Genomic DNA, 24460 nt, shown 5'->3' on the forward strand with positions numbered 1-24460 from the left:
GTCTGCTCCAGGGGACCCGTCAGGCGCGGCGGCAGTTCTTTATTTCGGGTAGGGGTCATGTCATTGAATCAATGTGAGGTACGGCGGTGAGCATCGAACGGCGCAACGCCGATGGGTTTGCCCTGCAGGTGATGTTGGGGCTGTGCCTGATCTGGGGCGTGCAGCAGGTGATGATCAAGTGGGCCGCGGCGGACATCGCGCCCATCATGCAGGCGGCCGCCCGTTCGGGGATCTCGGCGCTGCTGGTGGCTGTACTGATGTGCTGGAAAGGCGGCTGGTCCCAGGTTTCCAGTACCTGGCGCGGCGGCTTGCTGGCCGGCGCTCTGTTTGGCCTGGAGTTCCTGTTTATCGCCGAAGGCCTGAAGCTCACCAGTGCCGCGCACATGTCGGTGTTTCTCTACACCGCACCGATCTTCACCGCCCTTGGGGTCAATTGGCTGTTGCCCAGCGAACGCTTGCGGCCCTTGCAATGGTTGGGGATCGTCCTGGCCTTTATCGGCATCAGCATTGCCTTTGCCGGCGGGATCTCCCTGGACAACCTGGACCGGCGCATGCTCCTGGGCGACGTTCTGGGATTGCTGGCGGGGCTGGCCTGGGGCGCGACCACAGTGGTGGTACGGGCTTCGCGGCTGTCCGAGGCGCCGGCGACCCTGACCCTGTTCTATCAGTTGATCGTCGGTTTCGTCGGCCTGTTGCTGATCGCCGTGCTCAGCGGCCAGGTGACCCAGGTCAGCCTGACTCCGGTAGCGGTGGCCAGCGTGTTGTTCCAGGGGCTGGTGGTATCGTTCTTCAGCTACCTGACCTGGTTCTGGCTGCTGCGGCGTTATCTGGCGGCGAACCTGGCAGTGTTTTCCTTCATGACCCCGATGTTCGGCGTGACCTTCGGCGTGCTGTTACTGGACGAGCCCTTGAGCCTCAACTTCGTGCTGGGGGCAATGCTGGTGCTGCTGGGTATTACCTTCGTCAGCGCCGAACAGTGGCTGCGGCGGCGGATCCAGCGCTTGTTGTAGCCCGCGCTTCACGAGACGACCGCACAGCGCTGTGCCCTTGGTCGCAGTTGCCAGAGCAGGCTGGCGCCGATCAGCAAGCCGCAGCCCGCCACCACCAGCGCCAGTTGCAGGTCGCCGCTGAAGTGGCTGCTCAGGGCGGCCAGCAACGGGCCGCTCGACTGGCCCACGGCAAAGCAGGCAGTGAGCAGGCCGGCGTTGCGCTGGGCCGACTGCGGTGCCAGTTCCCGGGAGCGCTGCATCACCAACTGCATGCAGGCCAGGAACGGCGTGCCGCACAGCAACACGCCCAATACCAGCCCCAGGCCACTGCCCAGCAGGCAGGCAAAGACCCCGGCGGCCTGCAGCCACAAGGTCGCCATCAGCCATTGCCGGGTGCTGTGCGGGGTGTGCCGACGCAGGCTGGCCAGGGCCACGCCTACGGCCGCGACCAGGCCGAAACCGGGCCAGAACAGGTCGGCCTGCCACTGGCCCTGGAAGCGCGCATTGGCCATCTGCGAAAGGAAGGTCGCGGGGATGATGTAGCCCACGCCATACAGGGCGTAGACCAGCCCCAGGCGCGCCACGCTGTGCTCAGTGGCGCAGGCGCTCTGCGTTTCGCCACTGGGGCGCGCCGAGGCCGGGGGCAGGATCGGCAGGATCACCAGCAGCATCAACAAGGCGACCGCGGCATACAGCAGCCACAGGTTGGCCGAGCTTTGCCCCAGAAGATTGGAGCCCAGGGCCAGTAGCCCGGTGAGCATGATGCCCAGCCCCGGGCCGGCGAACACCAGGGCCCCGAGGCGTGGCCGGCCCGCCGCCTGGGCCAGGGGTTGGCTCAGGGCCGTGATCATCACCAGCACCCAGGCGCTGGCCACCCCGGTGCCGAAGCGCAGCAGCAGGTGCGGCCAGAAGCCCTGGGCCCAGAACGAGGCCAGGGTCAGCAGCACGCACAGCCACAAGCCGCCCAGCAGGCGCAGGCGCACCTGGGCCGGACGCCTGGCGAACATGGCGTCCAGGGCTCCGAGGAAATAGCCCAGGTAATTGGCGGCGGCAATCAGCCCGGCGGCGGTCAGGTCGACCTGGCCTTCGCTGATCAGGTGCGGCAGTTGCGGGGTCAGGGCGAAGCGGCCAATGCCCATGGCCATCATCAGGGCAATGAAGCTGGCGAGCAGGCGGAGCAGGGGAGACATGGTCGGCTTTCCATCGATGGGGACAATGACCGTCAGGCTAGGGCTGATTGACTTTCTTTAAAAATGAATAATATTGAGTAACTTGTTCAGTTTTGGAGAAGGTCATGGAGTTCAGCCAATTGCGCATCTTCCAGGCCGTGGCCGAGGAAGGCTCCATCACTCGCGCCGCCGAGCGCCTGCACCGAGTGCCGTCGAACCTCTCGACCCGGCTCAAGCAACTGGAGGAGCAACTGGGGGTCGAACTGTTCCTGCGCGAGCGTCAGCGCCTGCAGTTGTCGCCGGCGGGCAAGGTGCTGCTGGATTACGCCGCGCGCCTGTTCGCCTTGCACGACGAGGCCCATGCCGCGGTGCAGGGCGGTCAGCCGGCCGGGGAGTTTGTCCTGGGCACCATGTACAGCACCGCGGCGATTCACTTGCCTGCGTTGCTGGCGCGTTATCACCGGGCTTATCCGGCGGTGAACCTGCAGGTGCAGTCCGGGCCCAGCGGCGAGTTGCTCGAAGGCTTGCTCACCGGGCGCCTGGATGCAGCCCTGGTGGACGGGCCGCTGGAGCTGGCAGGCCTGGATGGCGTGCCCCTGTGCGACGAGACCCTGGTACTGATCAGCGAAGCCGACCATCCGCCGGTGCGTACGGCCCGGGACGTGGAGGGCCGTGCGGTGTTCACCTTTCGCCAGGGCTGCTCCTATCGCATGCGTCTGGAATCCTGGTTTGCCCACTACCACGCCGCGATGGGGCGGGCCATGGAGATCGAGTCCTATCAGGGCATGCTGGCCTGTGTGATCGCCGGTTCCGGGGTGGCGCTGATGGCTCAGTCGATGCTCGACAGCCTGCCGGGGCGCGAAAGCGTGGCGGTGCATGCCTTGGCCGAGCCTTTTGCCCGTGCCACTACCTGGCTGATGTGGCGCAAGGGCATGGTCGGGGCCAATCTCAATGCCTGGATCGAGCTGCAACAGGGCGCTGGCGTGCAGCTTGCGCAGCAGGCGCGGGCCCATGCTTGAGCACCCGATGGCCATTGGCTTTAATCCAGTAACAGTTCATTGCCATTGCGCAGCAGCGCGCTGGAAAAGATAGGGCTATTATCTGCTTGAGGCGGCGCAGTATCGCCGCTCGGCACGACCCTGAGGGGGCACTATGAAAGACAAACTGCAAAGCTGGCTGCACGACCTTGGCGTCGCACTGGGCCTGATCGAGCCACCGCTGCAACCGGTGCCGATTCCTACCGACGAAGAGCTGCGGCGCCGTCAACAACGTCGTCGCTGAAGCAGAGGCGAGAGCGGAGTGCAGGCTCCGGCTCTCGCGGATGTCTTCTAGCCGGCAGTCGCTGGGCCACAGGCCTGGGGCAATCGGGTCAATCCTGGTTTTGCCGGGCCTTTTCCAATAACCATTGCACCAGGTCATCCACCCTTTCCAGTTGCCCGAGCGCTCGCTGCTCTTCACGGGGCAAGACACCCAGGTCGAACCTGTCCTCCAGGCGCCACAGCAGCGCCTCGATATCATCCCTGTCCAGCCCCAGTTCAGAGAGACCGCTCTGGTCATCGAAATCCACAGGCTCATCCAGCCAGTGGCGAATGAGCAGGTGCACTGCCGCGCGCGCTTGGGCCCGATTCATCTGCGTTGCTCCCGATACGACAGCAGGTCAGGCGGGACGGGCAGCGTCGGCGCGGGTCTTTTCCAGGATGAACAGGCTCAGCTCGCTGATGCTGCTGATTCGATACAGGTCGCGGTCGGGATCCAGGCGAATGTTGAACTCTCGCTCCAGGCTGTGCAGCAGGGCCTTGAGGTCCAGGGAGTAGGTGTCGTGTTCGCGGGCCTGGCAGGGCGGGATTGGCCACTTCTGGGCCATTTGTGCATCGATGGCATGACGGATGCTTTGCTGGATGGAGAAACGGTCCATAAACACCTCGGGGCAGGGAGAGGCTCTTATTGTTTTATGACCCCATCCAAGGGTGAAGCGATAGCGTGCACTGAGGCGGCCAGCGATCCTTGTACTGTTTTCCTGCGGGAACAGTCGTCGCTGGATCTGAGTACAGCACAGGTTTTTTTCCGGCGGGGTAACCATTCGTCCATTCATGGTCCTGACGAAAATGGCTGCGGGCTTTGCCCGTCGGTGCCGTGAGGCTTTTGCCAGGCGAAAAAAAACGGGTGCGGCCACCGACGCCGCACCCGTCGAAGAAAAGCTTCAGACCTCCGGCTTCACGTCAGATTGCGTTGGCCAGGGGCGCAGGGCGCCGGGAGGCCAGGCTCACCACCACGAAACTCACCAGGCCCACGGCCAGGCTGTAGTAGATCGGTGTGTTGGCATCCAGGCCGTCCTTGAACATGAAGGCCAGAGCCGTGACGAAGCCCAGGCCCATGCTGGCGATAGCGCCGGCAGTGGTGGCGCGTTTCCAGAAAATGGCGCCGATCAGCGGGATCAGCATGCCGCCCACCAACAGGTTGTAGGCCAGGGTCAGGGCGCTGATCACGTCGTTGACCACCAGGGCAATGCCCAGCACCACGATGCCGGTGAGGAAGGTGAACAGGCGGTTGATCCCCAGGCTCGATTGCTTGCCGCCGCGCAGCCTTGGCAGCAGGTCTTCGGTCAGGGTGGTGGAGGCGGCCAGCAGGCCGGCGCTGGCAGTGGACATCATGGCGGCCAGCGCCGCAGCGATCACCAGGCCACGGATGCCGTCCGGCAGCGAGGCTTTGACGATGGCGGCAAAGGCGTTGTTGACGTTGTCCAGGTCCGGCAGCAGAACATGGGCGGCCATGCCGATCAGGGCGCAGGCCAGGCCGTAGAGGATGCAGTAGAAGCCCGCCAGGGTGCCGGCGTATTGCGCGACTTTCTCGGTCTTGGCGGTGAACACCCGTTGCCAGATGTCCTGGCCGATCAGGATGCCGAAGAAGTAGATCATGAAGTAGGTGATGATGGTGTCCCAGCCGATGGCGGCGAAGCTGAAACTGGACGCTGGCAGCTTGGCCACCAACTCATCCCAGCCGCCTACGCGGTACAGGCAGATCGGCAACAGGATGAACATCAGGCCCACGGTCTTGATCACGAACTGGACGATGTCGGTCAGGGTCAGCGACCACATGCCGCCGATCGCCGAGTACACCACCACCACGCCGCCTCCCAGCAAAACCGAAACCCAGAACGGCAGGCCGAACAGCACTTGCAGAACGGTGCCGATGGCGAGGATCGAAGTCACCCCGATCATCAGCGCGTAGGCCAGCATGATCACTGCGCTGGCCTGGCGGGCCATGGGGTTGTAGCGCTTCTCCAGCACCTGGGTGACGGTGAAGATGCGCAGCTTGAGCAGCGGCTTGGCCAGCAGCAGGTTCAGGGCAATGATCCCCGCCCCCAGGGCGGCGCACAGCCAGAAACCGGAAATGCCGTGGACATAGCCCAGGCGCACGGTGCCGACGGTGGAGGCACCGCCCAGGACCGTGGCGGCCATGGTGCCCATGTACAGGGTCGGGCCCAGGTTGCGGCCGGCCACCAGGTAGTCCTCGTGGGTCTTGGCCTTGCGCATGCCGTAGTAGCCGAGTACGAGCATGCCGGCGGCATAGATGAGTACGACAAATAGATCTAAAGCCATGGTGGCGTGTCTCCGATTATCTTTTTTATGTGAAACAAACGGTTCATGCAGGTGCTGGCTGCTCAGCGAAGGCGGGGTCAAGTCTTGTGCAAGACCCAGGGGCTCTATCGCGAGGCCGGCCGCTCCAGGAGGTTATCCGGGCAGTAGCGCGCGACTTGCCAGCAGCCCGCTGGTACAGCGGCTGGCCATGCTGGAGTGCGCAGTTTCGAGAGTGGCGATGGCGGTGCTGGCCAGGCCGGGGGGCAGGCGAAACAGGTCGCAAGGCCTGGTGTCGCGCTGGTGCTCGAGGATCTGTCCGATCCTGTTGGTTGCGATGTTGCTAGGGTTTTTTTCTTTGTTGTTATTCATGATCTGCTCCGATCACATTGGCTAAGGGGGTGGCAGCCCTTCCGGCACAGCGGACAAATGGTTGTGACAGGCCAGCCAGAGGCCTTGTTGTTTTGTGCGAGACCCAATGGTTTCGCGTTCCTGGCTGAAGTCTTGCTCCCCTTGCATGCGCAGCTTCGTGGCTACGTCATGAGTCAATCCGGCGCCGTCTCCTTGTGGGCGGACGACGGCGTTGTCCGGGATGCGTCACCGCACCTCGGAACCATCCTTGGCCCCTTATCGGCCCGGCTAATGCCTGGCAGGCATTGCGCAACAGCAGTCGAGGACGGGGTAAAGATGAAGCGGGTAGTACCGCTTTGCGCCGCAAACGGTCTGGCGGCGCGCAGCATGTGCTGAGTCTCAGCGATGGGCGACGCCAGGCAGCACGCAGAGCATTTCGTACAGCAGGTTGGCGCCCAGCAGCGAGGTATTGCCGGTGGTGTCATAAGGCGGCGAAACCTCCACCAGGTCGCAGCCCACCAGGTCCAGGCCCTGGCAGCCACGGACAATCTCGATGGCCTGGATGGTGGTCAGGCCACCGATTTCCGGGGTGCCGGTGCCTGGGGCCCAGGCCGGGTCGATGCCGTCGATGTCGAAGCTCAGGTACACCGGGCCGTTGCCGACTTTCTCGCGGACTTCGGCCATCAAGGGCTCCAGGGATTTGTGCCAGCATTCTTCGGCCTGGACCACGCGAAAGCCCTGCTTGCGGCTCCAGTTGAAGTCTTCGGCGGTGTAGCCCTGGGCGCGCAGGCCGATCTGCACCACGCGGTCGCAGTCCAGCAGGCCTTCTTCCACGGCGCGGCGGAAGGTGGTGCCGTGGGCGATCTTCTCACCGAACATGTGGTCGTTGACATCGGCGTGGGCATCGATGTGCACCAGCCCGACCTTGCCGTGTTTCTTGTGGATGGCCCGCAGGATCGGCAGGGTGATGGTGTGGTCGCCGCCCAGGGTCAGGGGAATCACGTTGTGTTCGAGGATGCCGTCATAGGCTTCTTCGATGATGCGCACCGCGTCCAGCAGGTTGAAGGTGTTGATCGCTACGTCGCCGATGTCGGCCACCGACAGCGAGTCGAACGGGGCAGCACCGGTGGCCATGTTGTAAGGGCGGATCATGACTGATTCGGCACGGATTTCCCGCGGGCCGAAACGGGTGCCGGCACGCAGCGAGGTGCCGATGTCCAGGGGCACGCCGACGAACGCAGCGTCCAGGCCGGCAGCGGATTGCAGATGGGGAAGACGCATCATGGTGGCGATGCCGCCGAAGCGCGGCATTTCGTTGCCGCCCAGTGGTTGGTGGAGAATCTTGTCCACGGGATAGGCCTCATCGTTGTTTTATATTTATGGGGTCGACGGCGCAGCGAATCCTGCCCGAGCAACCGAGTGGGGCCGATTCTGCGAAATGTAGTGCGGGGAAAGAATCGCTACGAACAAATACTTAGTTCAGATTTTTCTAAACTAATGGCCGATGGCGCGCTAGACTCCCGCGCTGCTCCCCAGGCCCTTGGTGGCGAGGGAGCTTGCTCCCGTCCGGTGGTGCAGCCACCGTTATCCGGGTTGCAGGGTTGGATTGAAAGCGGGCATGGAGGCCATCGGGGTTGCTTTGCCACTCGGCGAGAACCCGCCCCTCGCCGCAGGGACGTTGTCGTTTTGCCTGTTATCGGAGCCTGTCATGGCCAACGCTTTACCTGATCTGAAACTATTGCGCATCTTCGTCAGCGTGGTGCGGCATCAGGGGTTCGCCAACGCCCAGCATGAACTCAATCTTTCCACCTCGGCCATCAGCACCTACATGAGCCAGCTGGAGGCGTCCCTGGGCCTGGTGCTCTGCCACCGTGGCCGGGGCGGTTTCAGCCTGACCAGCAAGGGCGAGCTGTTCCACCAGGAAACCCTGCGCCTGCTGGGCGAGCTGGAAGGTTTCGAACAGTACGCCGCAGCCCTCAAGGGCGAGCTTCGCGGGACCCTGAACCTGGGGGTGATCGACTCCACGGTGAGCGATAAGGCCCTGCCGTTCGCCGAGGCCATCGGCGCCTACAGCCAGGAGCATCCGGCGGTGCACCTGCACCTGTCGGTGATGAGCCCCCACGAGTTGCAGCTGGGGGTGCAGGACAATCGCCTGGACCTGGCCATCGGTGCCTTTTCCACGCGCATGAGCGGCCTGGTGTACATGCCGCTGTACCGCGAGCAGCATTGGCTGTATTGCAGCAACCGCCACCCGCTGTACAGCGAGCGGCGCATTCCCGAGCAGGTGATCACCCAGCAACGCATGGTCGGCCGCGGCTACTGGAGCCAGGCCGAACTGGCCCGGCACGGCTTCAAGCACAGTGCGGCGACGGTGGAGAGCATGGAGGCGCAGTTGATCCTGGTGCTGTCCGGCGCCTACATCGGCTACCTGCCGGAACATTACGCCCAGGCCTGGGCGGACAAGGGCGACTTGCGGGTGCTGCTGCCGGCAACCTTTGGCTACCAGGCGCCGTTCTCCATGATCATGCGTCGCGGACGCGGTCGAGAGCCGCTGATCCAGACCTTTCGCGACCTGCTCAAGGCGCAGCTCAACCAGTCATAAGGAGGTCCCATGTCTCGAGCACGCTGCGAGCGTTGCCTGCGCCCTGCGGGCCATTGTCTGTGCCCGCTGATTCCCCAGCTACCCAGCCGCACCCGAGTGCTGTTGTTGCAGCATCCCAGTGAGGTCAATCATGCCTTGAACACCGCACGTCTGGCGGCGCTGGGGCTGAACAACGCCGAACTGGTGGTGGGGGAGGTGTTCGAGGAGCTGCCGGCGTTGCTCGACCAGCCCGGATATCGAGCATGCCTGCTGTTCCCGGCGGATGATGCCCGGCCATTGCAGGCCTATGCCGAGACGGATGTACCGCTGCTGCTGGTGGTGCCCGACGGCACCTGGCGCAAGGCGCGCAAGTTGCTGCACCTCAATCCGTTGCTGGCGGCGCTGCCAAGGGTGACCCTGGCGACTGGGGTGGAGTCTCGCTATCGCCTGCGCAAGGCCCCGGGGCCGGGAGCCTTGTCCACTGTGGAAGCGATCGTTCAGGCATTGCAGGTACTTGAAGCTCCTGCTTCGTTCGAGCCGCTGTTGCGGCCTTTCGAGGCCCTGATCGAAGGGCAGATTGCCGCGATGGGCGAAGACACCTACCAGCGCAACCACGCCAAATCCTGACCGCTCCCGAATCTGGAGCCGCTGCCGCAGGCGGCGATGGCGCGCGGTGGCCCCGCCCTTGCCGGCCACCCCACAAACCTTCAGGAGCGCCGCAGGGTCTTCTGCCGCAGGATATAGAGACTCACCAGTACTGCGCTGGTCAGCATGAAGCCCCGGGCCCAGGGCGATGGCACCAGGTAGCAGGAGAAGCCGATGCTCAACCACATCAGGCCGATGGCGTAGACCTTGCCCTTGAGCGGAATGCCGTTGCCGTCGAGATAGTCGCGGATCCACGGACCCAGGCGCGGGTGTTGCACCAGCCATTGGTAGAAGCGTGGCGAGCTACGGGCAAAGCAGGCGGCTGCCAGCAGCAGGAAAGGCGTGGTAGGCAATACAGGAAGGAAGATACCCACTACCCCCAGCGCTACGCTCGACCAGCCGATGGCCAGCAGAACGTAACGCCATAGCAGGGGGCGTTGGCCTATGGGCTTGGCCATAGGCAACGACTCAGTGGTGGCGCGGCTTGAGCAGCGCAGGTTTTTCGTCGGGGGCGTTGCACAGCAGGTACAGCGCGGTCAGCGCTTCCGGGATCTGCACGATCATGTCGTCCATCAGGTTGGCATCGCTGGCGATGTCGGAGAACTCCGGCTGTTCATCGAACAGGCCGGAACCCACCATGATCGGCAGCAGCATCTCGCTGACTTCTTCCTCGGCGGTTTCGAACCAGGCCGCTTCACGCAGGAACACGCCTTCCATGAAGCCGATGCACCAGCCGCGCAGGTCGGAGTCGTCCGGGTCCTCGCCCAGGTCGAGTTCGCAGGGCAGCTCGAATTCTTCGTCGGAAGCCAGTTGGCGGGCGATGTGCGCCTTGAGGGCCAGCAGGGTCGACTCGATGGCTTCGCGTTCGGCGTCGTCACGGTAGTGCGGCTCTTCGGCGAACAGGGCGTCGATCCATTCACGGTCCGGAACGCTTTCCGAGCAGATGGACAGCGCGGTCAGGTAGCCGTGAGCGGCCACGTAGTCCAGCGCCTCGTCGTGCAGATCATCTGCATCGAGGAAGACTTGCAGGCGGGTTAGTTGCTCAGCGAAGGACATTGACGGCTACCTTGGGGAATAAACGATGCTGAATTCTAGGCTTTCTTGCGCGCTCAAGCCAGCCGCGGTGCCGATTTGAGCGGTTCTAAAGGTTACCAGCGGTCCATTGTCGGTGCCCTCTGCCGGGAAGGGGTCGGGTATACTCGCGCGTTTTGTGATGCCCTGCAGGCTGGCCGTCTGTTCCGGACAAGTCCGCTAACGCAAATGTCGGTGAAGCGTGCCGGCTTTTCGTCCAGTCTGCCCCCAGGGATTTCAGCGATTTTTGGAGTTTTTCATGCTCGAACAGGCTCAACGCGTCCTCAAGGACATCTTCGGCTACGACAGTTTCCGTGGTCGCCAAGGTGCGATCATTGAGCGCGTGGCCAGCGGCGGCGATGCCTTGGTACTGATGCCCACCGGCGGCGGCAAGTCGCTGTGTTTCCAGGTCCCGGCGCTACTTCGCGAAGGGCTGGCGGTAGTGGTTTCGCCGCTGATCGCGCTGATGGACGACCAGGTTGCGACCCTGGAGGAACTCGGTGTCGCGGCGGCAGCCTTGAACTCCACCCTCAGCGCCGAGCAGCAGCGTGACCTGGCCGCGCGTATCCGGCGCGGCGAAGTGAAGATGCTCTACCTGGCCCCCGAGCGCCTGGTCCAGCCGCGCATGCTGGCGTTTCTGCAGAGCTTGGAAATCGCCTTGTTCGCGATTGATGAAGCCCACTGTGTGTCCCAGTGGGGCCACGACTTCCGCCCCGAATACCTGCAATTGGGGCAGCTGGCGGAAATGTTCCCCCAGGTGCCGCGCATTGCCCTGACCGCCACGGCTGACAAGCGCACCCGGGAAGAGATCGTCAATCGCCTGCACCTGCAGGACGCCGAGCGTTTTCTCTCCAGCTTCGACCGGCCGAACATCTTCTATCGCATCGTGCCCAAGGAGCAGCCACGCAAGCAGTTGCAGGCCTTCCTCAACGAGCGGCGCAGCGATGCCGGGATCGTCTATTGCCTGTCGCGCAAAAAGGTCGACGAAGTGGCTGCATTTCTCTGCGAGCAGGGCTTCACCGCGCTGCCCTACCATGCCGGGTTGCCCAATGAGCTGCGGGCCTATCACCAGAAGCGCTTCCTCAATGAAGAGGGCCTGATCATGGTGGCCACCATTGCCTTCGGCATGGGCATCGACAAGCCCAACGTGCGCTTCGTGGCCCACATGGACTTGCCCAAGTCGCTGGAAGCCTACTACCAGGAGACCGGTCGCGCCGGTCGTGACGGCCTGCCGGCAGACGCCTGGATGGCTTACGGGCTGCAGGACGTGCTGATGCTCAAGCAGATGCTGCAGAACTCCGAGGGCGACGAGCGCCACAAGCGTCTTGAGCAGCACAAGCTCGATGCGATGCTGGCCCTGTGCGAGGAAACTCGTTGCCGGCGCCAGACCCTGCTGGCCTATTTCGATGAAGACATGCCGCAACCCTGCGGTCACTGCGACAACTGCGTCGATGGGGTACAGACCTGGGACGCCACCGAGCCGGCACGCCAGGCACTGTCGGCGATCTATCGCACTGGCCAGCGCTACGGCGTCGGTCACCTGGTGGATGTGCTGCTGGGCAAGGACACGGAAAAGGTCCGCAGTTTCGGCCATCAGCACCTGTCGGTATTTGGTGTCGGCAAGGCCCGCAGCGAAGGCGAATGGCGCTCGCTGTTCCGCCAGCTGGTGGCCCGCGGCCTGGCCGACATCGATCTGGAAGGTTATGGCGGCCTGCGCCTGAGCGACAGCTGCCGCCCGCTGCTCAAGGGCGAAGTGACCCTGGAGTTGCGTCGTGATCTCAAGCCGCAAACCACCCCCAAGAGCAGCACCAGCCAGGCCAGCCAGCTGGTACGGGGCGAGGAGCGCGAGCAGTGGGAAGCGCTGCGGGCCCTGCGACGCAAGCTGGCGGAAGAACATGGGGTGCCGCCTTATGTCATTTTCCCCGATTCCACCTTGCTCGAAATGCTCCGCAGCCAGCCCGGCTCCATGGCCGAAATGGCCGAGGTCAGCGGCGTGGGTGCGCGCAAGCTGGAGCGTTATGGCGCAGCCTTCCTCGAAGTCCTCGGCGGCGGTGTCGAGGCGCCGAAAGTGGTTGCCGACCTGCGCCATGAACTGATCACCCTGGCTCGTGCGGGGATGACCCCGGTGCAGATCGCCGGCCAGTTGCAGTGCACGGAAAAGAACGTCTACACCCTGCTCGCCGAAGCCATCGGCAAGCAGCAGCTGTCGCTGGAGCAGGCCCTGGACTTGCCGGAAGACCTGCTGGGAGAGATCCAGGATGCGTTCCTCGACGGCGAGGGCGAGTTGCCGCCCGTGGCCGAGGTTATCCCGGTGTTTGCCGGAAGGGTGCCGGAAGGGGTTCTGTATTGCGTACGTGCGGCCTTGGAGTCGGAGTTTGAAATGTGAAGGGGTGCGTCAATGTTGTAACGATTCAGTCCCTTACAGGCCTTGCCTCCGGGCAAGGGGCATGCTTAGCTGACTAATAATTAGTTTTTCTTTATTTTCAGTCTGATCATGAGTGTTTTATGCCGTTAACCGATGAACACCGTTTTGGTATGCAGCTGGCGCATATGTCTCGCGGCTGGCGTGCCGAACTGGACCGCCGCCTGGCGGGGCTCGGCCTGTCTCAGGCCCGCTGGCTGGTGCTGTTGCATTTGGCCCGCTTCGAAGAGGCGCCCACTCAGCGCGAGCTGGCGCAAAGCGTCGGCGTAGAAGGGCCGACCCTGGCCCGGCTGCTGGACAGCCTGGAAACCCAGGGCCTGGTTCAGCGCCAGTCGGTGGTGGAAGATCGCCGGGCGAAGAAAATCGTTCTCTGTCCGTCCGCCCGGCCCTTGATCGAACAGATCGAAACCATTGCCACCGCCCTGCGTCATGAGCTGTTCGTTGGCGTTGACGAAGAAGACCTGCGGGTCTGCATTCGCGTTCATGAGCGCATCCTGGCCAATCTGGAAAAATCCTGACGCCTTCAACCGGGGTTGCCTGACCCCGGTTTGTCTTGCTCCTCTGCCATTCTGAATTCAAGCCTGCTGCGCCCAGGGGCGTTTTTTGCGTGCCTGTCAAAAGGTCTGGCCCAGATTCAGTGACAGGGCTTTCTGGTTGTCGTCGTTGAAGCCGTAGCTGAAGTTCAGCGGCCCCAGCGGCGTGTCGAAGCCCAGAAAGATGCTCGCCGCGTTGATGTAGCCGCTGTCGAAGGCATTGTCGTTGTTCCACACCCGGCCCCGCTCCAGCGAGCCTCCCAGGTACAGTGGAAAGTCCAGGGGCAGGTAGGAGCGTGGTGTCAGGCGACGGAAGTACACGGCGCGAGCCAGGCTGATGTTCTGCCCGGAGAGGGCGTCCTGACGGAAACCGGACAGTTGTCGAGCTCCACCGAGCAGGAAGCTGGACGTCACCACGTCGGCGTTGTCCAGGGTCCGGCCATAGCGACCGCCCAGGACAAAGGTATTGGGGCCGCTGCTCAGCGCCTTGTCCAGCTTGAACTCCCACTGCCGGTAGCGATTGTCCGAACCCAGGCTCGGTTCGAACTGGCGCAGGCTCAGCTTGATGTCTTCGCCGGAGTGAGGAAAGTAGACGTTGTCCAGCGAGTCGAAGGAGTACTGCAACTGGTAGTAGCCTTCGTTGAAGTTTTCGCTGGGCAGGTTATGGTCGCCGATGCGCACATCGGCCTTGCCCCAGGCCTCGCCGACGCCGAAACGCACTTCGCCGCTGTTGCCGATCTGGCGCCCTAGGTTGAGCCCGAAACCGTAGCGTTCCACGCGATATTCGGCGATCGGGTCGTTGTCCAGCACCGCCTCGACGTTCTGCGCTTCGGCGGCGATGAAGGGCGCAATGAAGTAGCGTGAACCGGCATCCAGTGGCTGGTAGAACTCGCTGTAGAGTTCCTGCTGATCACCGATCTGCACCCGGGTCAGCCATTCTGCACCCAGGCTGTTGATGCCGTTCATGCGGTAGCTGGCGCCGATATTGAACGCGCTGTCGCCACGCATGTCATCGGACAGGTTCAGCCCCAGGCGCAGGTAGTCGGTACCACTGCGCTTGCCCCGGGCGCTGATCACCAGGGTGTTGTCCTGCCCCTTGTGGGCTACGCGATACTGCACCTGTTCGAAGAAATCCAGGCCGTACAGGGTGCCCATGTCGGTTTCCAGGCGGCCCAGGTCCAGCGGCTCGCCGATGCGCTGGCGGATGTAGTAGCGGATCACTTCGTCGCTGACCTTGGAGTCGTTTTCCACCTTGATCGCGCTGATGATCGGCGTGCGCTGGCTGGGCTGGCGCGCAGCGGTCAGTTCGGCATCCAGCGCATGGGCCGGACGCAGACGGGCCAGGCGCGCGTCGAGGATGCGGGTGGCGCGGTAGCCGGCGTCGATCATTTCCTGGGCCCGGCCAAAGTCGGTAACGCCAAAGCTCGACAGCGCTGGCTGGATCAGCACGTCGTCCTGGTGCAGTGCCGCCAGTTGCACCTCCGAGTTGCGCCGGGTCATCAGGGTGATGGACTGGTTGAGCACGTCGACCACGGTATTGAGTTGCTTGCGCGAACGCAGCGGTGTGCCGATGTCCACCACGATGGCGATGTCGACTCCCATGTCCCGCGCCACGTCCAGGGGAATGTTATCGGTCATGCCGCCGTCCACCAGCAGACGGCCATCCAGTTCCACCGGTGCGAAGACCGCCGGGATCGACATGCTGGCGCGGATCACCTGGGGCAGGTGGCCCTTGCGAAACACCACTTTCTCGCCGCTGGCGATATCGGTGGCCACGGCCCGGAAGGGGATCGGCAGCTTGTCGAAGTCACGGGTATCGCTGGCGTGGGCCAGCTTGCTTTCCAGCAGCAGTGCCAGGTTCTGTCCCTGAATCACCCCCAGCGGCAGGCCCAGGCTGCCATCGTCGCGGAAGCTGAGCTTCTGCTTGACCAGAAAATCCCGGTCGTCCTGCTTGCGCCGGAACGGCACGTCTTCCCGGGGCGGGGCATCGGACAAGGCCTGTCGCCAGTCGATGTTCAGCGCAAGCTTTTCCAGCTCGTCGATCTTGTAGCCCGAGGCATACAGCCCGCCGATCACCGCGCCCATGCTGGTGCCGGCGATGGCGTCGATGCGGATGCCCTGTTCCTCCAGGGCCTTGAGCACCCCGATGTGGGCCAGGCCGCGGGCGGCGCCCCCAGACAGCACCAGGCCGATTTTCGGTCGTGGCGCTTCGGCAGATTGAGCGAGCAAGGGCAGCAGGCAGAGGAACAGGCAGGACAGCAGGCGGCGCATTACGGTTCTCGGGGCGGGCGATAAAGCCGGCTATTATAACGACGCCCTTGAATCCAGGAGTCGGCCGTACCATGACTGAACGTAAACCCGAAGTGATCATCACCTATTGCACCCAATGCCAGTGGCTACTGCGGGCGGCGTGGCTGGCCCAGGAGCTGTTGAGCACCTTCAGCGACGACCTGGGCAAGGTGTCCCTGGAGCCGGCAACCGGCGGGGCTTTTCGCATCACCTGCGATGGCGTGCAGATCTGGGAGCGCAAGGCCGATGGTGGCTTTCCCGAGGCCAAGGTGCTGAAGCAGCGGGTTCGCGACCAGATCGACCCCGAGCGCGACCTGGGCCACAACGACCGTACTCAGTGAGAGCCGGCTTCAGCCGTGGCTGCCTTGCTGCCCGAACCCGCCGAAAGGCGGCTTGAAACCACGATGGCAACGATGATCAAGGCCCCACCGAACAACATGCGCAGGGTCGGGTTTTCGCCGAACAGCAACCAGGCCACGGTAATTCCGTAGACCGGTTCCAGGGCAAACACCACCGCTGCGGTGCGCGCCTTGATCACTGCCAGGCTGGCGACAAACAGGCTGTGGGCCAGACCGGTGCAGAAAATTCCCAGCAGGCTGATCCACAGCCAGTCCATGGCCCGCACCTGGCTAAGCTCGGGAGCCGCCACCGGCAGCAGGCACAGAGCGACCACCACGTTTTGACAGAGCGCCGCCTGCACCGCGGGGATCCGCCCGGAGCTGGCACGGTTGTTCAGTGACAGCAGCGCAAACAGCAGGCCCGAGCCCACGGCCCAGAGCAGGCCGGTGGTGGCCTGGCTGGCCAGGTCGAAGTCCGGGGTCACCAGCACCAGGCCGATGCTGACCAGCAGCACCAACAGCATTTCGTTGAAGCGGATCCGCTCGCGGAAGATCAGGCCTTCGAGAATCACGGTGAACGCCGGGAAACTGGCAAAGCCCAGGGTCGCGATAGCCACCCCCGCGACCTTCACCGCCACGAAGAAACTCACCCAGTGCCCGGCCAGCAGCAGGCCGCTGAGCAGCAGGCGCCGCCAATCGGTGGCGGCCAGTTTCTGCCAGGGGGTGTTGCTCGCCAGGCGGGCGAAGACACCCAGGGCGAGCACGGCAAAGGCTGCACGGCCGAAGACGATGACCGCGGGCGAAGCGGCGGCGAGCTTACCGAATACACCGGTCAGGCCGAACATCAGGGCACCGATATGCAAGGCGCCAAGGGCGGTACGCGGAGTCATTTTTATCCTTAACCACAAGACGGGCAGTAATGGCCTTAGGCGGCAATGGGCTCAGTCTACGGGCGGGGCGGACTGTTGGTCTGTCGCGATCCTGGCGTTTTTTGTCGAGGGACTAGCGTCTGCCCCTTGGCGCAGTTGGCGCGGCGAATGGCCGTACTGCCGCAGTATCGCCGCGGCAAAGGCACTCTGGGAGCTGTAACCCACGCGGCTGGCGATTTCGCCCATGGGCAAGGTCGATCCGCGCAACAGTTCCAGGGCCATGTGCAAGCGCCGGCGTCGCACGTATTCCATGGGGCTGGCCCCGCACTCGGCGATGAACCGTGCATGCAGGCGGGCAGCGGACAGCCCGGCGATACGGGCCAGGTCGGCCACCTGCAAGGGGTGGGCGGCGTGATGATCGATATGGGCATTCAGGGCGGCATAGGGCAGGCGGCGCTCGCGGGGCTGGCTGTCGGCGCGATGATTTAGGCTGGCCAGCAGCAAGACCGCGCCTTGCTGGGCAATCAAGGGGTCGTCCACCGGGCTGTCCGCCAGCCAGTTGACCAGGCGGCTCTGGCTCGGCCCCAGGACCTGGTGTCGGGGCGCATCGAGCAAACGCCGACTGGCCTCGGCATGTTCCCCCAACGATTGCTGCACCCAGTGTTCGCCGGGTATATCCAGCACCAGGCAATGGCTGCCGCTGGGGCTGCCGCAGACATGCCGGGCGCCGGCCGGCACCACCACGAAGCTCTGCTGCTGCACCTGGCTGCCCTGGCCTTCGACTTCGAAATCGAGCTGGCCACGCAGGCCGAACACCAGTTGCGCATGTTCGTGGCTGTGGGCGATCAGGTCATGAGTGTAGTGGCGCAGAGTGAGGATAGATCCCATCACGGTCTCCTTGGCAGGCGGCCAGTCTACACCGGCGGTCGGGCGTTTCGCGCTGTCATCGCACTGCCGCATTTGTGTCATGGGCTATTAATCGCTGGGGCGCAAGCTCGCAAAAAATCCAGGAGAGCGTCCATGACCCATGCCGAACTCGCCAAGCCCAGCCGCAAGCAACGGGTGCGGACCCTGTGGATTTCAGATGTGCACCTGGGCACCCGGGATTGCCAGGCCGAACACCTGGCACGCTTTCTCAAGGCCTATCACGCCGATCGCATCTATCTGGTGGGCGACATCATCGATGGTTGGAAGCTGCGCGGCGGCATGTACTGGCCCCAGGCCCATACCAACGTGATCCGGCGCCTGCTGACCATGAGCAAGCGTGGTACCGAGGTGATCTACGTCACCGGCAACCACGACGAATTCCTGCGGCGCTACTCCAGGCTGATTCTCGGCAATATCCAACTGGTGGACGAGGCGGTACATGTCACTGCGGACGGGCGTCATCTGCTGGTGATCCACGGCGATCAGTTCGATGTGATTACCCGCTATCACCGCTGGCTGGCCTTTCTCGGCGACTCGGCCTACGAATTCACTCTGACCCTCAACCGCTGGCTCAACCACTGGCGGGCGCGTTATGGCTATGGGTACTGGTCGCTGTCGGCCTACCTCAAGCACAAGGTCAAGACGGCGGTGAGCTTCATCAGCGATTTCGAGGAAGCCATTGCCCACGAATGCGTCAAGCGCGAGTTGCACGGGGTGGTCTGTGGCCATATTCACCATGCCGAGATCCGCAAGGTGGGCGAGGTGGATTACCTCAATTGCGGTGACTGGGTGGAGTCCTGCACGGCCCTGATCGAGCACTGGGACGGCAGCATCGAACTCTATCGCCTGGCCGAGGCCCAGGCCCGTGAGGCCCTGCTCAAGGCTGAGCGGATGAAAGTCGCGGAGCCGGCCTGAGCCCTGGGCCGAACACGGTTTTTCAGGCCGGGCTGGCCTGCTCCATGGCCGCCTTGTACAGCGACTGCCGGGGCTGGGCGAACAGCCGTTGCAGCATGGGCTCGAAGAAGCTCAGGGGCAGGCTCTCGTAGGCCGGATCGAAGGCGGCGGCGTCGTACTTGGCGCAGAACTCGGCGGTGTACTGGTACAGCGGGTGGTCACTGAACTGCTCGCGCAGGTGGCGATCCATGCCCAGGTGATGGAAGAAGTAGTAACCCTGGAAGATCCCGTGCTTCTCCACCATCCACAGGTTTTCCGGGCTGACAAAGGGCTTGAGAATGGCGGCGGCGATATCCGGATGGTTATAGGAACCCAGGGTATCGCCAATGTCGTGGAGCAGGGCGCAGACCACGTATTCCTCGTCGCGCCCGTCATGCCAGGCGCGGCTGGCGGTCTGCAGCGAATGGGTCAGGCGGTCCACCGGGAAGCCGCCGAAGTCGCCTTCCAGCAATTGCAGGTGGGCCAGGATGCGTGTCGGCAACTGCTTGGCGTAGGCACTGAAATCCGCGGCGATGATCGCCCAGTCCTCCTGGGTGCCGTCCTGCATATGGGTAAAGCGCGCATGGGTGTTCATCGGCCATCCTCTTGTTGTCATGGGGCGGGTCTGCAAGGCCTGGCCCTGTGGGGAGCCGCTGGCGGCCCTGGGGTCTAGAAGGGCACCTTGCCGAGGATCATGTCGCGGTACATGACGAAGTCCCCCAGCAGGCTGTACAGCGGATGCTGGAAGGTGGCCGGGCGGTTTTTCTCGAAGAAGAAATGCCCGACCCAGGCGAAGCCATAGCCGGCTATCGGCAACACCAGCAGCAGCCACCAGGCGCCTTTGCCGATGGCCAGGGCGAGGATGAAGATCACCAGGCTGGTGCCGATGAAGTGCAGGCGTCGGCAGGTGCTGTCGCTGTGCTCGCTCAGGTAGTAGGGGTAGAACTCGGCGAAGCTGTTGAACTGTCGGATGTTTTCCATGGCCGCGATCTCTGTGTCTGTTGTTCTGTCGGCGGATGTTCGGCGGGGAGCTTATTTGAGTCTAGAGTCCTTGGCGGCGCAGGCCAGTGACAATAGGCGCCACTTTAGTATCCTTGGGAAATTGGCCGTAGCATGCGGCTCATCATGTAAGAACCCCTCATGAGCGAACGAACGACTTCTGCAAGCTGGACCCTGGGAATCGTCAAGGCCCTGGAGATGGACGGCCTGGATTGCCGGGCCCTGTTCAAGCAGCTGGGGCTCGACTACGGTGCCCTGGAAGATCCCGACGCGCGCTTCACACAGGACTCCATGACCCGGCTCTGGCAGCGCGCCGTCGAGCTTTCCGGCAACCCGGCGATCGGCCTGAACATGGGCAAGGTGGTGCGTCCTGCGTCTTTTCACGTGGCCGGGTATGCATTGATGTCGAGTCGTACCCTGGCGGAGGGGTTTCAGCGGCTGGTGCGTTATCAGCGGATCATTGCCGAAAGCGCTGACTTGAGTTTCCGCCTTCTTCCCGAGGGCTATGCACTGATCCTGACGGTGCATGGCGACCATCTACCGCCCACCCGGCAAAGTGCCGAGGCTTCGCTGGCCTGCGCCCTGGCCTTGTGCGGCTGGCTGACGGGGCGCGCGTTGCAGCCGCGCAAGGTGTTGCTGCAGGGCGAGCAGCCCGGTGACCTGCAACCCTACAAGGACATGTTCCACGCGCCCCTGGTGTTTGCCGCGCCCTTTGATGCGCTGATCTTCGAGCGTGCCGACATGGAGGCCACGCTGCCCACCGCCAACGAGGCCATGGCCCTGCTGCACGATCGTTTCGCCGGCGAATACCTGGCGCGCTTCTCCGAAAGCCGGGTGACCCACAAGGCGCGGCAGGTCTTGTGTCGCCTGCTGCCCCAGGGGGAGCCCAAGCGCGAAATGGTGGCGCAGACGCTGCACCTGTCCCAGCGCACCTTGCAGCGGCGCCTGCAGGAAGAGGGCACCAGCTTCCAGGCGCTGCTGGATGACACCCGCCGGGAACTGGCAGAGCAGTACCTGGCGCAGCCGCGCATGACCTTGCTGGAAATTGCCTACTTGCTGGGGTTTGCCGACCCGAGCAACTTCTTCCGTGCATTCCGCCGCTGGTTCGATGCCACGCCCGGTGAGTACCGGGCGCGGTTACAGGCCGCGCCGGCCCCGGTCAATGACGCCAGAATGCCGGAATACACAACACGAACACCGTGATGATTTCCAGCCGGCCCAGGAGCATGCCCAGGGACAGGATCCACTTGGCGGCGTCCGGCAGGGTCGAGAAGTTGCCGGCCGGGCCGATGGTTTCGCCCAGGCCCGGGCCCACGCCCGACACGGTGCTGGCGGCACCGGTGAGGGCGGTCATCCAGTCCAGGCCCAGCAGCGACAGGGCCAGGGCGATCATGCAGATGGTGATGGCGAAGAAGAACGAGAAGGTCAGGATCGAGCGGACGATTTCTTCGTCCAGGCGATGGCCGTTGTACTTCTGCTTGATCACCGCCCTCGGGTGAATCAGTTGATTGAGGTTGGCCTTGAGCAGGATGTAGGCGACCTGGAAGCGGAAGATCTTGATCCCGCCGGCAGTGGAGCCGGAACAGCCGCCGACAAACCCCAGGTAAAAGAACAGCATCAGTGAGAAATTGCCCCACAGGCTGTAGTCGCCCAGGGCGAAGCCGGTGGTGGTGACCACCGACGTCACGTTCAGCGCCACGTGGCGCAGGGCCTCGAGCCAGTGCAGGTTGGTGGTCCACCAGTACCAGGTGCCGAGTACCAGCCAGGTCACCAGCAGCAGCCCGAGCAGGCCCTGGACCTGCTGATCCTTGATCAGCGCCCGGCGGTTGCCACGCAAAGTGGCCACATAGAGGGTGAAGGGCAGGCTGCCGAGGATCATCACCACCACCGCCACCCAGTGCACCGCCGGTTGTTTCCAGTGGGCCAGGGAATCGTCCGAGGTGGAGAAACCGCCGGTGGAGATCGCCGACATGGCGTGGTTGATGGCATCGAACACGTTCATCCCGGCCCACCAGAACGCCAGGCTGCCGAAGATGGTAATGCCCACGTAGGTGGCGACGATCAGCCGGGCGACCATGTGCGAGCGCGGCATGACCTTTTCCGAGCGGTCCGAGGATTCGGTCTGGAACAGGCGCATACCACCGATACGCAGCAACGGCAGGATCGCCACCGCCATGCCGATGAAGCCGATGCCCCCCAGCCAGTGCAGCATCGAACGCCAGATCAGGATCCCAGGCGACATGCTGTCCAGGCCGCTGAGCACGGTGGCGCCGGTGGCGGTGATGCCGGACATGCTTTCAAAGAACGAGTCGGTGTAGCTGATGTGCTGGGTTAGCAGGAATGGCAGGGCGGCAAAGATGCACACCACCAGCCAACTGGAGACGGTCAGCAGGTACATGTCGCGGGGGCGCAGATGAACGTGCTCGGGGCGCCCGGGGATCACCAGGGCCAGGCCGGCGATAAAGGTGATCATGCTGGCCCAGAGGAAGGACGGCAGGTCGCCGGTACGTTCGAAGACCACCAGGGTCGCCATCGGCACCACCATGGCGATCGCCAGGGTGATGAGGAAGATGCCGATGATGAAACCAATGATCCTTAAGGTCGGCAACGCCATGTGTTCCGCTCGGGCTGGTAGATGAAGGGCGCCCATTCTACCTGCGGGGCAGGGCATGTAAACCGGCACCCGGCCGGCAGATCCCGCTAGAATGGCCGGACATTTTTTTCAGGAGGTGGCCGATGGAGGCTCTCGACGCTTTGCTCAACCGTGTTTCCGTGCCGCGCCTGGTGGAGCCCGCGCCTAGCGCCGCGCAGCGCGAAGCCTTGTTCGCCGCCGCCCTGCGCGCGCCGGATCATGGCCAGTTGCGCCCCTGGCGGTTCCTTACCGTCGAAGGTGCGGCACGCGAGCAGTTGGGCGAGTTGCTGGTGGAGGCGGTACAGCTGCAGGGCGGCGAAGTGACCCAGGCGGCCCTGGACAAGGCCCGGGCCATGCCCCTGCGCGCACCACTGGTGGTTGTGGTGGTCGCCCGTTTGCAGGAGCACTTCAAGGTGCCCAGGAGCGAGCAGTTGCTGGCAGCGGGCTGCGCGGCCCACGGTATCCTGCTGGCGGCCTACGCCCAGGGGATCGGCGCGGTGTGGCGTACTGGCGAGTTGTCCTACTCGCCCCATGTAGCCAAGGGCCTGGGCCTGGAGGACGGCGAAGAGATCATTGCCTTCCTTTATCTTGGCACGCCGCTGAATGAGCCGCGGATCGCCCCCAAGGTCGATACCGCCGAGTTCGTCAGCGCCTGGACTGCCAAGGCCTGATTTTCCTCTTCTAACGCTGTGTACCTCGCGGGCAAACCCGCTGTTGCCGGACCCGGCGGCAGCGGCTTGCCCGCGTTGCGTTCAGGCCTGCACCACGGCGCCGGGGACCAGGGGCAGTTCCAGGGTGGCGATGAATCCGCCCTGAGGATGGTTGGCCAGCAGCAGGCTGCCACCGTGACGCTCTGCGGCGCGGCGGGCGATGGCCAGCCCCAGGCCATGGCCCGGAGCGCTTTGCCCCGGGGCGCGGAAGAAGGGCTCTCCCAGCTGGCTCAAGTGCTCGGCTTCTACGCCGGGTCCATGATCGCGCACGCTGATCTGGATCTTCTCGCCCTGGCGTTGGGCCGTGACTTCGATCGCTTGCCCGGCGGGGTTGAAGCGCTGAGCGTTGCGCAGCAGGTTGTCCACTGCCCGCTCCAGCATGGTCGGCCAACCGCGCAGGTGCAGCTGTGGCGGGGCGGTTATCAGCACCGGCTGTTCCGGGCAGGCCAGTTGCGCGTCTTTCTGCACGGCGACCAGCAAGGCGTTAAGGTCCACTTCTTCGGCGCTGGCGTTGTCCGCATCGACCCGGGCCAACACCAGAATCTCGCTGATCAGCGCTTCCAGGCGGTCACATTCGCGGGTCAGCCGCGGCCAGAGCTTTTCCCGTTCTTCGGGGGCGGCCCGTTCCGCCAATGCCAGGGCGATGCGCAGGCGGGCCAGGGGCGAGCGCAGTTCGTGGGACACGTCCCGCAGCAGTTGGCGCTGGCTGCCGATCAGGCTCTGCAGGCGCGAGCCCATGCGGTTGAAGTCCCGGGCCAGTACACCGAATTCGTCGCGGCGGTTGGACAGGCGCGCCAGGCTGTTCTGCTGGTAGGTGGCCTGGCCCAGGTCGTGTACCGCGCCGCGCAGGCGGCTCAGGGGACGAGTGATGGACAGGGTGACCAGGAGGCTGAACAGGGTCAGCACCACCAGGGCGATGGCCAGGGCGCTGAGGGGCCAGGTCAGGCTGTCGCGGTGCCAGGCGTCCAGTTCCGGATGGGGGATGCGATAGATGAACAGGTAGGTGTCGCCGGTTTTCGGGCTGGTGTACTCCGCTGTCAGGCGGCGCCAGGGCAGGTGCCGGTCGTCATTGTTCTGCCGGGCTTCGAAGGCCGCGGCGCGGCGCGGGAAGGTGCCGCGAACCACCGGGTCGCCGCTCTCGTTGAGCACCTGGACATCGATGTGGTACTGGCGCTTGCGCTGCTGGAGGATGTCCTGGGCAGCGTCCTCGCCCTGGTTCTCGTAGGTCTGTGTCCATTCCTCGGTCAGGCTGTTGAGGCCGGGGTGACGGCTGAGGATCCAGGCATCCTGGTTGAGCATGTGCCCGAGCAGGATCGACAGCCCTGCAACCAGGGTGATGGCCAGCCAGAAGCTGGCCAGGATGCGCCAGAACAATGAACGCACAGGAACTCCTCGAACGCGAAAGCCCAGTGGGGGGAGGCCACTGG

The 24460-nt window shown here is 64.0% G+C and carries 26 protein-coding genes and 1 pseudogene; 11 read left to right on the plus strand and 16 right to left on the minus strand.

The features are described from left to right. Positions 1-86: 86 nt before the first annotated feature. Positions 87-1010, plus strand: a complete 924-nt coding sequence (locus BM382_RS23135) for a DMT family transporter (RefSeq protein ID WP_019093735.1) — start codon at positions 87-89, stop codon at positions 1008-1010. An 8-nt stretch (positions 1011-1018) separates the two neighbouring features. On the opposite strand, the gene BM382_RS23140 is transcribed toward BM382_RS23135, so the two are convergent. Then, positions 1019-2179 carry a YbfB/YjiJ family MFS transporter gene (locus tag BM382_RS23140; protein WP_072444250.1) on the minus strand — a complete coding sequence of 387 codons (1161 nt, stop codon included), beginning with the start codon at positions 2177-2179 and terminating at the stop codon, positions 1019-1021. Positions 2180-2283: 104 nt separating this feature from the next. Between BM382_RS23140 and BM382_RS23145 the strand changes: the two genes are divergently transcribed. Both BM382_RS23145 and BM382_RS32195 read left to right on the plus strand, forming a co-directional pair. After that, the gene (locus BM382_RS23145) at positions 2284-3177 is read left to right on the plus strand and encodes a putrescine utilization regulator PtrR (RefSeq protein WP_011059907.1); all 894 of its coding nucleotides are present in this window, start codon (positions 2284-2286) and stop codon (positions 3175-3177) included. A gap of 133 nt (positions 3178-3310) precedes the next feature. Continuing rightward, positions 3311-3439 carry a PA1414 family protein gene (locus BM382_RS32195; protein WP_011059908.1) on the plus strand — a complete coding sequence of 43 codons (129 nt, stop codon included), beginning with the start codon at positions 3311-3313 and terminating at the stop codon, positions 3437-3439. Between the two features lie 88 nt (positions 3440-3527). Here BM382_RS32195 and BM382_RS23150 read toward each other — a convergent pair whose 3' ends face one another. The 6 genes and pseudogenes from BM382_RS23150 to speB all read right to left on the minus strand — a co-directional run bounded on the left by BM382_RS23150 (position 3528) and on the right by speB (position 7434). Further along, positions 3528-3788: a hypothetical protein gene (locus tag BM382_RS23150; protein WP_011059909.1), complete on the minus strand. Its 261-nt coding sequence runs from the start codon at positions 3786-3788 to the stop codon at positions 3528-3530. A 27-nt stretch (positions 3789-3815) separates the two neighbouring features. Beyond that, positions 3816-4073 carry an acyl carrier protein gene (locus BM382_RS23155; protein WP_072444248.1) on the minus strand — a complete coding sequence of 86 codons (258 nt, stop codon included), beginning with the start codon at positions 4071-4073 and terminating at the stop codon, positions 3816-3818. 304 nt (positions 4074-4377) lie between these two features. After that, positions 4378-5757, minus strand: a complete 1380-nt coding sequence (locus tag BM382_RS23160) for a sodium:solute symporter family protein (RefSeq protein ID WP_072444246.1) — start codon at positions 5755-5757, stop codon at positions 4378-4380. A gap of 132 nt (positions 5758-5889) precedes the next feature. Beyond that, the gene (locus tag BM382_RS23165; protein ID WP_019093738.1) at positions 5890-6105 is read right to left on the minus strand and encodes a hypothetical protein; all 216 of its coding nucleotides are present in this window, start codon (positions 6103-6105) and stop codon (positions 5890-5892) included. Between the two features lie 21 nt (positions 6106-6126). Next, positions 6127-6421, minus strand: a pseudogene (locus BM382_RS32110) (DUF4440 domain-containing protein); the annotation flags it as partial. Positions 6422-6483: 62 nt separating this feature from the next. Beyond that, positions 6484-7434 carry an agmatinase gene (speB, locus tag BM382_RS23175; protein ID WP_011059912.1) on the minus strand — a complete coding sequence of 317 codons (951 nt, stop codon included), beginning with the start codon at positions 7432-7434 and terminating at the stop codon, positions 6484-6486. Positions 7435-7792: 358 nt separating this feature from the next. Here speB and BM382_RS23180 point away from each other — a divergent pair, with 358 nt between their 5' ends. Together BM382_RS23180 and BM382_RS23185 are read left to right on the plus strand one after the other, a co-directional pair. Continuing rightward, positions 7793-8686 (plus strand): LysR family transcriptional regulator, encoded by an 894-nt coding sequence (locus tag BM382_RS23180; RefSeq protein ID WP_011059913.1) that lies wholly within the window; start codon positions 7793-7795, stop codon positions 8684-8686. A gap of 9 nt (positions 8687-8695) precedes the next feature. Continuing rightward, positions 8696-9292 (plus strand): tRNA-uridine aminocarboxypropyltransferase, encoded by a 597-nt coding sequence (locus tag BM382_RS23185; protein WP_011059914.1) that lies wholly within the window; start codon positions 8696-8698, stop codon positions 9290-9292. A gap of 80 nt (positions 9293-9372) precedes the next feature. Here BM382_RS23185 and BM382_RS23190 read toward each other — a convergent pair whose 3' ends face one another. Continuing rightward, on the minus strand, positions 9373-9768 hold the full coding sequence (locus tag BM382_RS23190) for a YbaN family protein (RefSeq protein ID WP_011059915.1): 396 nt from the start codon (positions 9766-9768) through the stop codon (positions 9373-9375). A gap of 10 nt (positions 9769-9778) precedes the next feature. Then, positions 9779-10366, minus strand: a complete 588-nt coding sequence (locus BM382_RS23195; protein ID WP_011059916.1) for a UPF0149 family protein — start codon at positions 10364-10366, stop codon at positions 9779-9781. A 274-nt stretch (positions 10367-10640) separates the two neighbouring features. Between BM382_RS23195 and recQ the strand changes: the two genes are divergently transcribed. Together recQ and BM382_RS23205 are read left to right on the plus strand one after the other, a co-directional pair. Beyond that, positions 10641-12767: a DNA helicase RecQ gene (recQ, locus tag BM382_RS23200; RefSeq protein ID WP_011059917.1), complete on the plus strand. Its 2127-nt coding sequence runs from the start codon at positions 10641-10643 to the stop codon at positions 12765-12767. A 119-nt stretch (positions 12768-12886) separates the two neighbouring features. Beyond that, entirely contained in the window at positions 12887-13321 is a 435-nt protein-coding gene (locus BM382_RS23205; RefSeq protein ID WP_011059918.1) for a MarR family transcriptional regulator, read from the plus strand. A 96-nt stretch (positions 13322-13417) separates the two neighbouring features. On the opposite strand, the gene BM382_RS23210 is transcribed toward BM382_RS23205, so the two are convergent. After that, the gene (locus BM382_RS23210) at positions 13418-15607 is read right to left on the minus strand and encodes a patatin-like phospholipase family protein (RefSeq protein ID WP_072444242.1); all 2190 of its coding nucleotides are present in this window, start codon (positions 15605-15607) and stop codon (positions 13418-13420) included. 71 nt (positions 15608-15678) lie between these two features. Here BM382_RS23210 and BM382_RS23215 point away from each other — a divergent pair, with 71 nt between their 5' ends. Continuing rightward, positions 15679-15966 (plus strand): Rdx family protein, encoded by a 288-nt coding sequence (locus tag BM382_RS23215; RefSeq protein WP_011059920.1) that lies wholly within the window; start codon positions 15679-15681, stop codon positions 15964-15966. Here the strand turns inward: BM382_RS23215 and BM382_RS23220 are convergent. Both BM382_RS23220 and BM382_RS23225 read right to left on the minus strand, forming a co-directional pair. After that, positions 15960-16853, minus strand: a complete 894-nt coding sequence (locus tag BM382_RS23220; protein WP_072444240.1) for a DMT family transporter — start codon at positions 16851-16853, stop codon at positions 15960-15962. The genes BM382_RS23215 and BM382_RS23220 overlap by 7 nt on opposite strands. A 51-nt stretch (positions 16854-16904) precedes the next feature. Continuing rightward, positions 16905-17720, minus strand: a complete 816-nt coding sequence (locus BM382_RS23225) for a helix-turn-helix transcriptional regulator (protein ID WP_072444238.1) — start codon at positions 17718-17720, stop codon at positions 16905-16907. Positions 17721-17852: 132 nt separating this feature from the next. On the opposite strand from BM382_RS23225, the gene BM382_RS23230 reads away from it, so the two are divergent. Then, on the plus strand, positions 17853-18674 hold the full coding sequence (locus BM382_RS23230) for a UDP-2,3-diacylglucosamine diphosphatase (protein ID WP_015634599.1): 822 nt from the start codon (positions 17853-17855) through the stop codon (positions 18672-18674). Positions 18675-18696: 22 nt separating this feature from the next. Here BM382_RS23230 and BM382_RS23235 read toward each other — a convergent pair whose 3' ends face one another. After that, complete coding sequence (locus tag BM382_RS23235) at positions 18697-19287, minus strand: HD domain-containing protein (protein WP_015634600.1); 591 nt, start codon at positions 19285-19287, stop codon at positions 18697-18699. Positions 19288-19361: 74 nt separating this feature from the next. After that, on the minus strand, positions 19362-19673 hold the full coding sequence (locus tag BM382_RS23240) for an Mpo1-like protein (protein WP_011059925.1): 312 nt from the start codon (positions 19671-19673) through the stop codon (positions 19362-19364). Between the two features lie 159 nt (positions 19674-19832). Between BM382_RS23240 and BM382_RS23245 the strand changes: the two genes are divergently transcribed. Next, positions 19833-20894, plus strand: a complete 1062-nt coding sequence (locus tag BM382_RS23245) for an AraC family transcriptional regulator (protein WP_011059926.1) — start codon at positions 19833-19835, stop codon at positions 20892-20894. Here BM382_RS23245 and BM382_RS23250 read toward each other — a convergent pair. Beyond that, positions 20851-22305, minus strand: coding sequence for a TrkH family potassium uptake protein (locus BM382_RS23250; protein WP_011059927.1), 1455 nt, complete (start codon positions 22303-22305; stop codon positions 20851-20853). The genes BM382_RS23245 and BM382_RS23250 overlap by 44 nt on opposite strands. A gap of 122 nt (positions 22306-22427) precedes the next feature. Between BM382_RS23250 and BM382_RS23255 the strand changes: the two genes are divergently transcribed. Next, the gene (locus tag BM382_RS23255; RefSeq protein ID WP_011059928.1) at positions 22428-22994 is read left to right on the plus strand and encodes a nitroreductase family protein; all 567 of its coding nucleotides are present in this window, start codon (positions 22428-22430) and stop codon (positions 22992-22994) included. Positions 22995-23075: 81 nt separating this feature from the next. Here BM382_RS23255 and BM382_RS23260 read toward each other — a convergent pair whose 3' ends face one another. Beyond that, positions 23076-24416 (minus strand): sensor histidine kinase, encoded by a 1341-nt coding sequence (locus tag BM382_RS23260; protein ID WP_011059929.1) that lies wholly within the window; start codon positions 24414-24416, stop codon positions 23076-23078. Positions 24417-24460: the final 44 nt, after the last annotated feature.

It is taken from the genome of Pseudomonas sp. NFPP25 (assembly GCF_900116505.1).
Classification (GTDB): Bacteria; Pseudomonadota; Gammaproteobacteria; order Pseudomonadales; family Pseudomonadaceae; genus Aquipseudomonas; species Aquipseudomonas protegens.

Coding starts and splice junctions, on each gene's coding strand:
- BM382_RS23140 (WP_072444250.1), bottom strand. CDS start 2,179: ATGTCTCCCCTGCTCCGCCTGCTCGCCAGCTTCATTGCCCTGATGATG.
- BM382_RS23145 (WP_011059907.1), top strand. CDS start 2,284: ATGGAGTTCAGCCAATTGCGCATCTTCCAGGCCGTGGCCGAGGAAGGC.
- BM382_RS32195 (WP_011059908.1), top strand. CDS start 3,311: ATGAAAGACAAACTGCAAAGCTGGCTGCACGACCTTGGCGTCGCACTG.
- BM382_RS23150 (WP_011059909.1), bottom strand. CDS start 3,788: ATGAATCGGGCCCAAGCGCGCGCGGCAGTGCACCTGCTCATTCGCCAC.
- BM382_RS23155 (WP_072444248.1), bottom strand. CDS start 4,073: ATGGACCGTTTCTCCATCCAGCAAAGCATCCGTCATGCCATCGATGCA.
- BM382_RS23160 (WP_072444246.1), bottom strand. CDS start 5,757: ATGGCTTTAGATCTATTTGTCGTACTCATCTATGCCGCCGGCATGCTC.
- BM382_RS23165 (WP_019093738.1), bottom strand. CDS start 6,105: ATGAATAACAACAAAGAAAAAAACCCTAGCAACATCGCAACCAACAGG.
- BM382_RS23180 (WP_011059913.1), top strand. CDS start 7,793: ATGGCCAACGCTTTACCTGATCTGAAACTATTGCGCATCTTCGTCAGC.
- BM382_RS23185 (WP_011059914.1), top strand. CDS start 8,696: ATGTCTCGAGCACGCTGCGAGCGTTGCCTGCGCCCTGCGGGCCATTGT.
- BM382_RS23190 (WP_011059915.1), bottom strand. CDS start 9,768: ATGGCCAAGCCCATAGGCCAACGCCCCCTGCTATGGCGTTACGTTCTG.
- BM382_RS23195 (WP_011059916.1), bottom strand. CDS start 10,366: ATGTCCTTCGCTGAGCAACTAACCCGCCTGCAAGTCTTCCTCGATGCA.
- recQ (WP_011059917.1), top strand. CDS start 10,641: ATGCTCGAACAGGCTCAACGCGTCCTCAAGGACATCTTCGGCTACGAC.
- BM382_RS23205 (WP_011059918.1), top strand. CDS start 12,887: ATGCCGTTAACCGATGAACACCGTTTTGGTATGCAGCTGGCGCATATG.
- BM382_RS23210 (WP_072444242.1), bottom strand. CDS start 15,607: ATGCGCCGCCTGCTGTCCTGCCTGTTCCTCTGCCTGCTGCCCTTGCTC.
- BM382_RS23215 (WP_011059920.1), top strand. CDS start 15,679: ATGACTGAACGTAAACCCGAAGTGATCATCACCTATTGCACCCAATGC.
- BM382_RS23220 (WP_072444240.1), bottom strand. CDS start 16,853: ATGACTCCGCGTACCGCCCTTGGCGCCTTGCATATCGGTGCCCTGATG.
- BM382_RS23225 (WP_072444238.1), bottom strand. CDS start 17,720: ATGGGATCTATCCTCACTCTGCGCCACTACACTCATGACCTGATCGCC.
- BM382_RS23230 (WP_015634599.1), top strand. CDS start 17,853: ATGACCCATGCCGAACTCGCCAAGCCCAGCCGCAAGCAACGGGTGCGG.
- BM382_RS23235 (WP_015634600.1), bottom strand. CDS start 19,287: ATGAACACCCATGCGCGCTTTACCCATATGCAGGACGGCACCCAGGAG.
- BM382_RS23240 (WP_011059925.1), bottom strand. CDS start 19,673: ATGGAAAACATCCGACAGTTCAACAGCTTCGCCGAGTTCTACCCCTAC.
- BM382_RS23245 (WP_011059926.1), top strand. CDS start 19,833: ATGAGCGAACGAACGACTTCTGCAAGCTGGACCCTGGGAATCGTCAAG.
- BM382_RS23250 (WP_011059927.1), bottom strand. CDS start 22,305: ATGGCGTTGCCGACCTTAAGGATCATTGGTTTCATCATCGGCATCTTC.
- BM382_RS23255 (WP_011059928.1), top strand. CDS start 22,428: ATGGAGGCTCTCGACGCTTTGCTCAACCGTGTTTCCGTGCCGCGCCTG.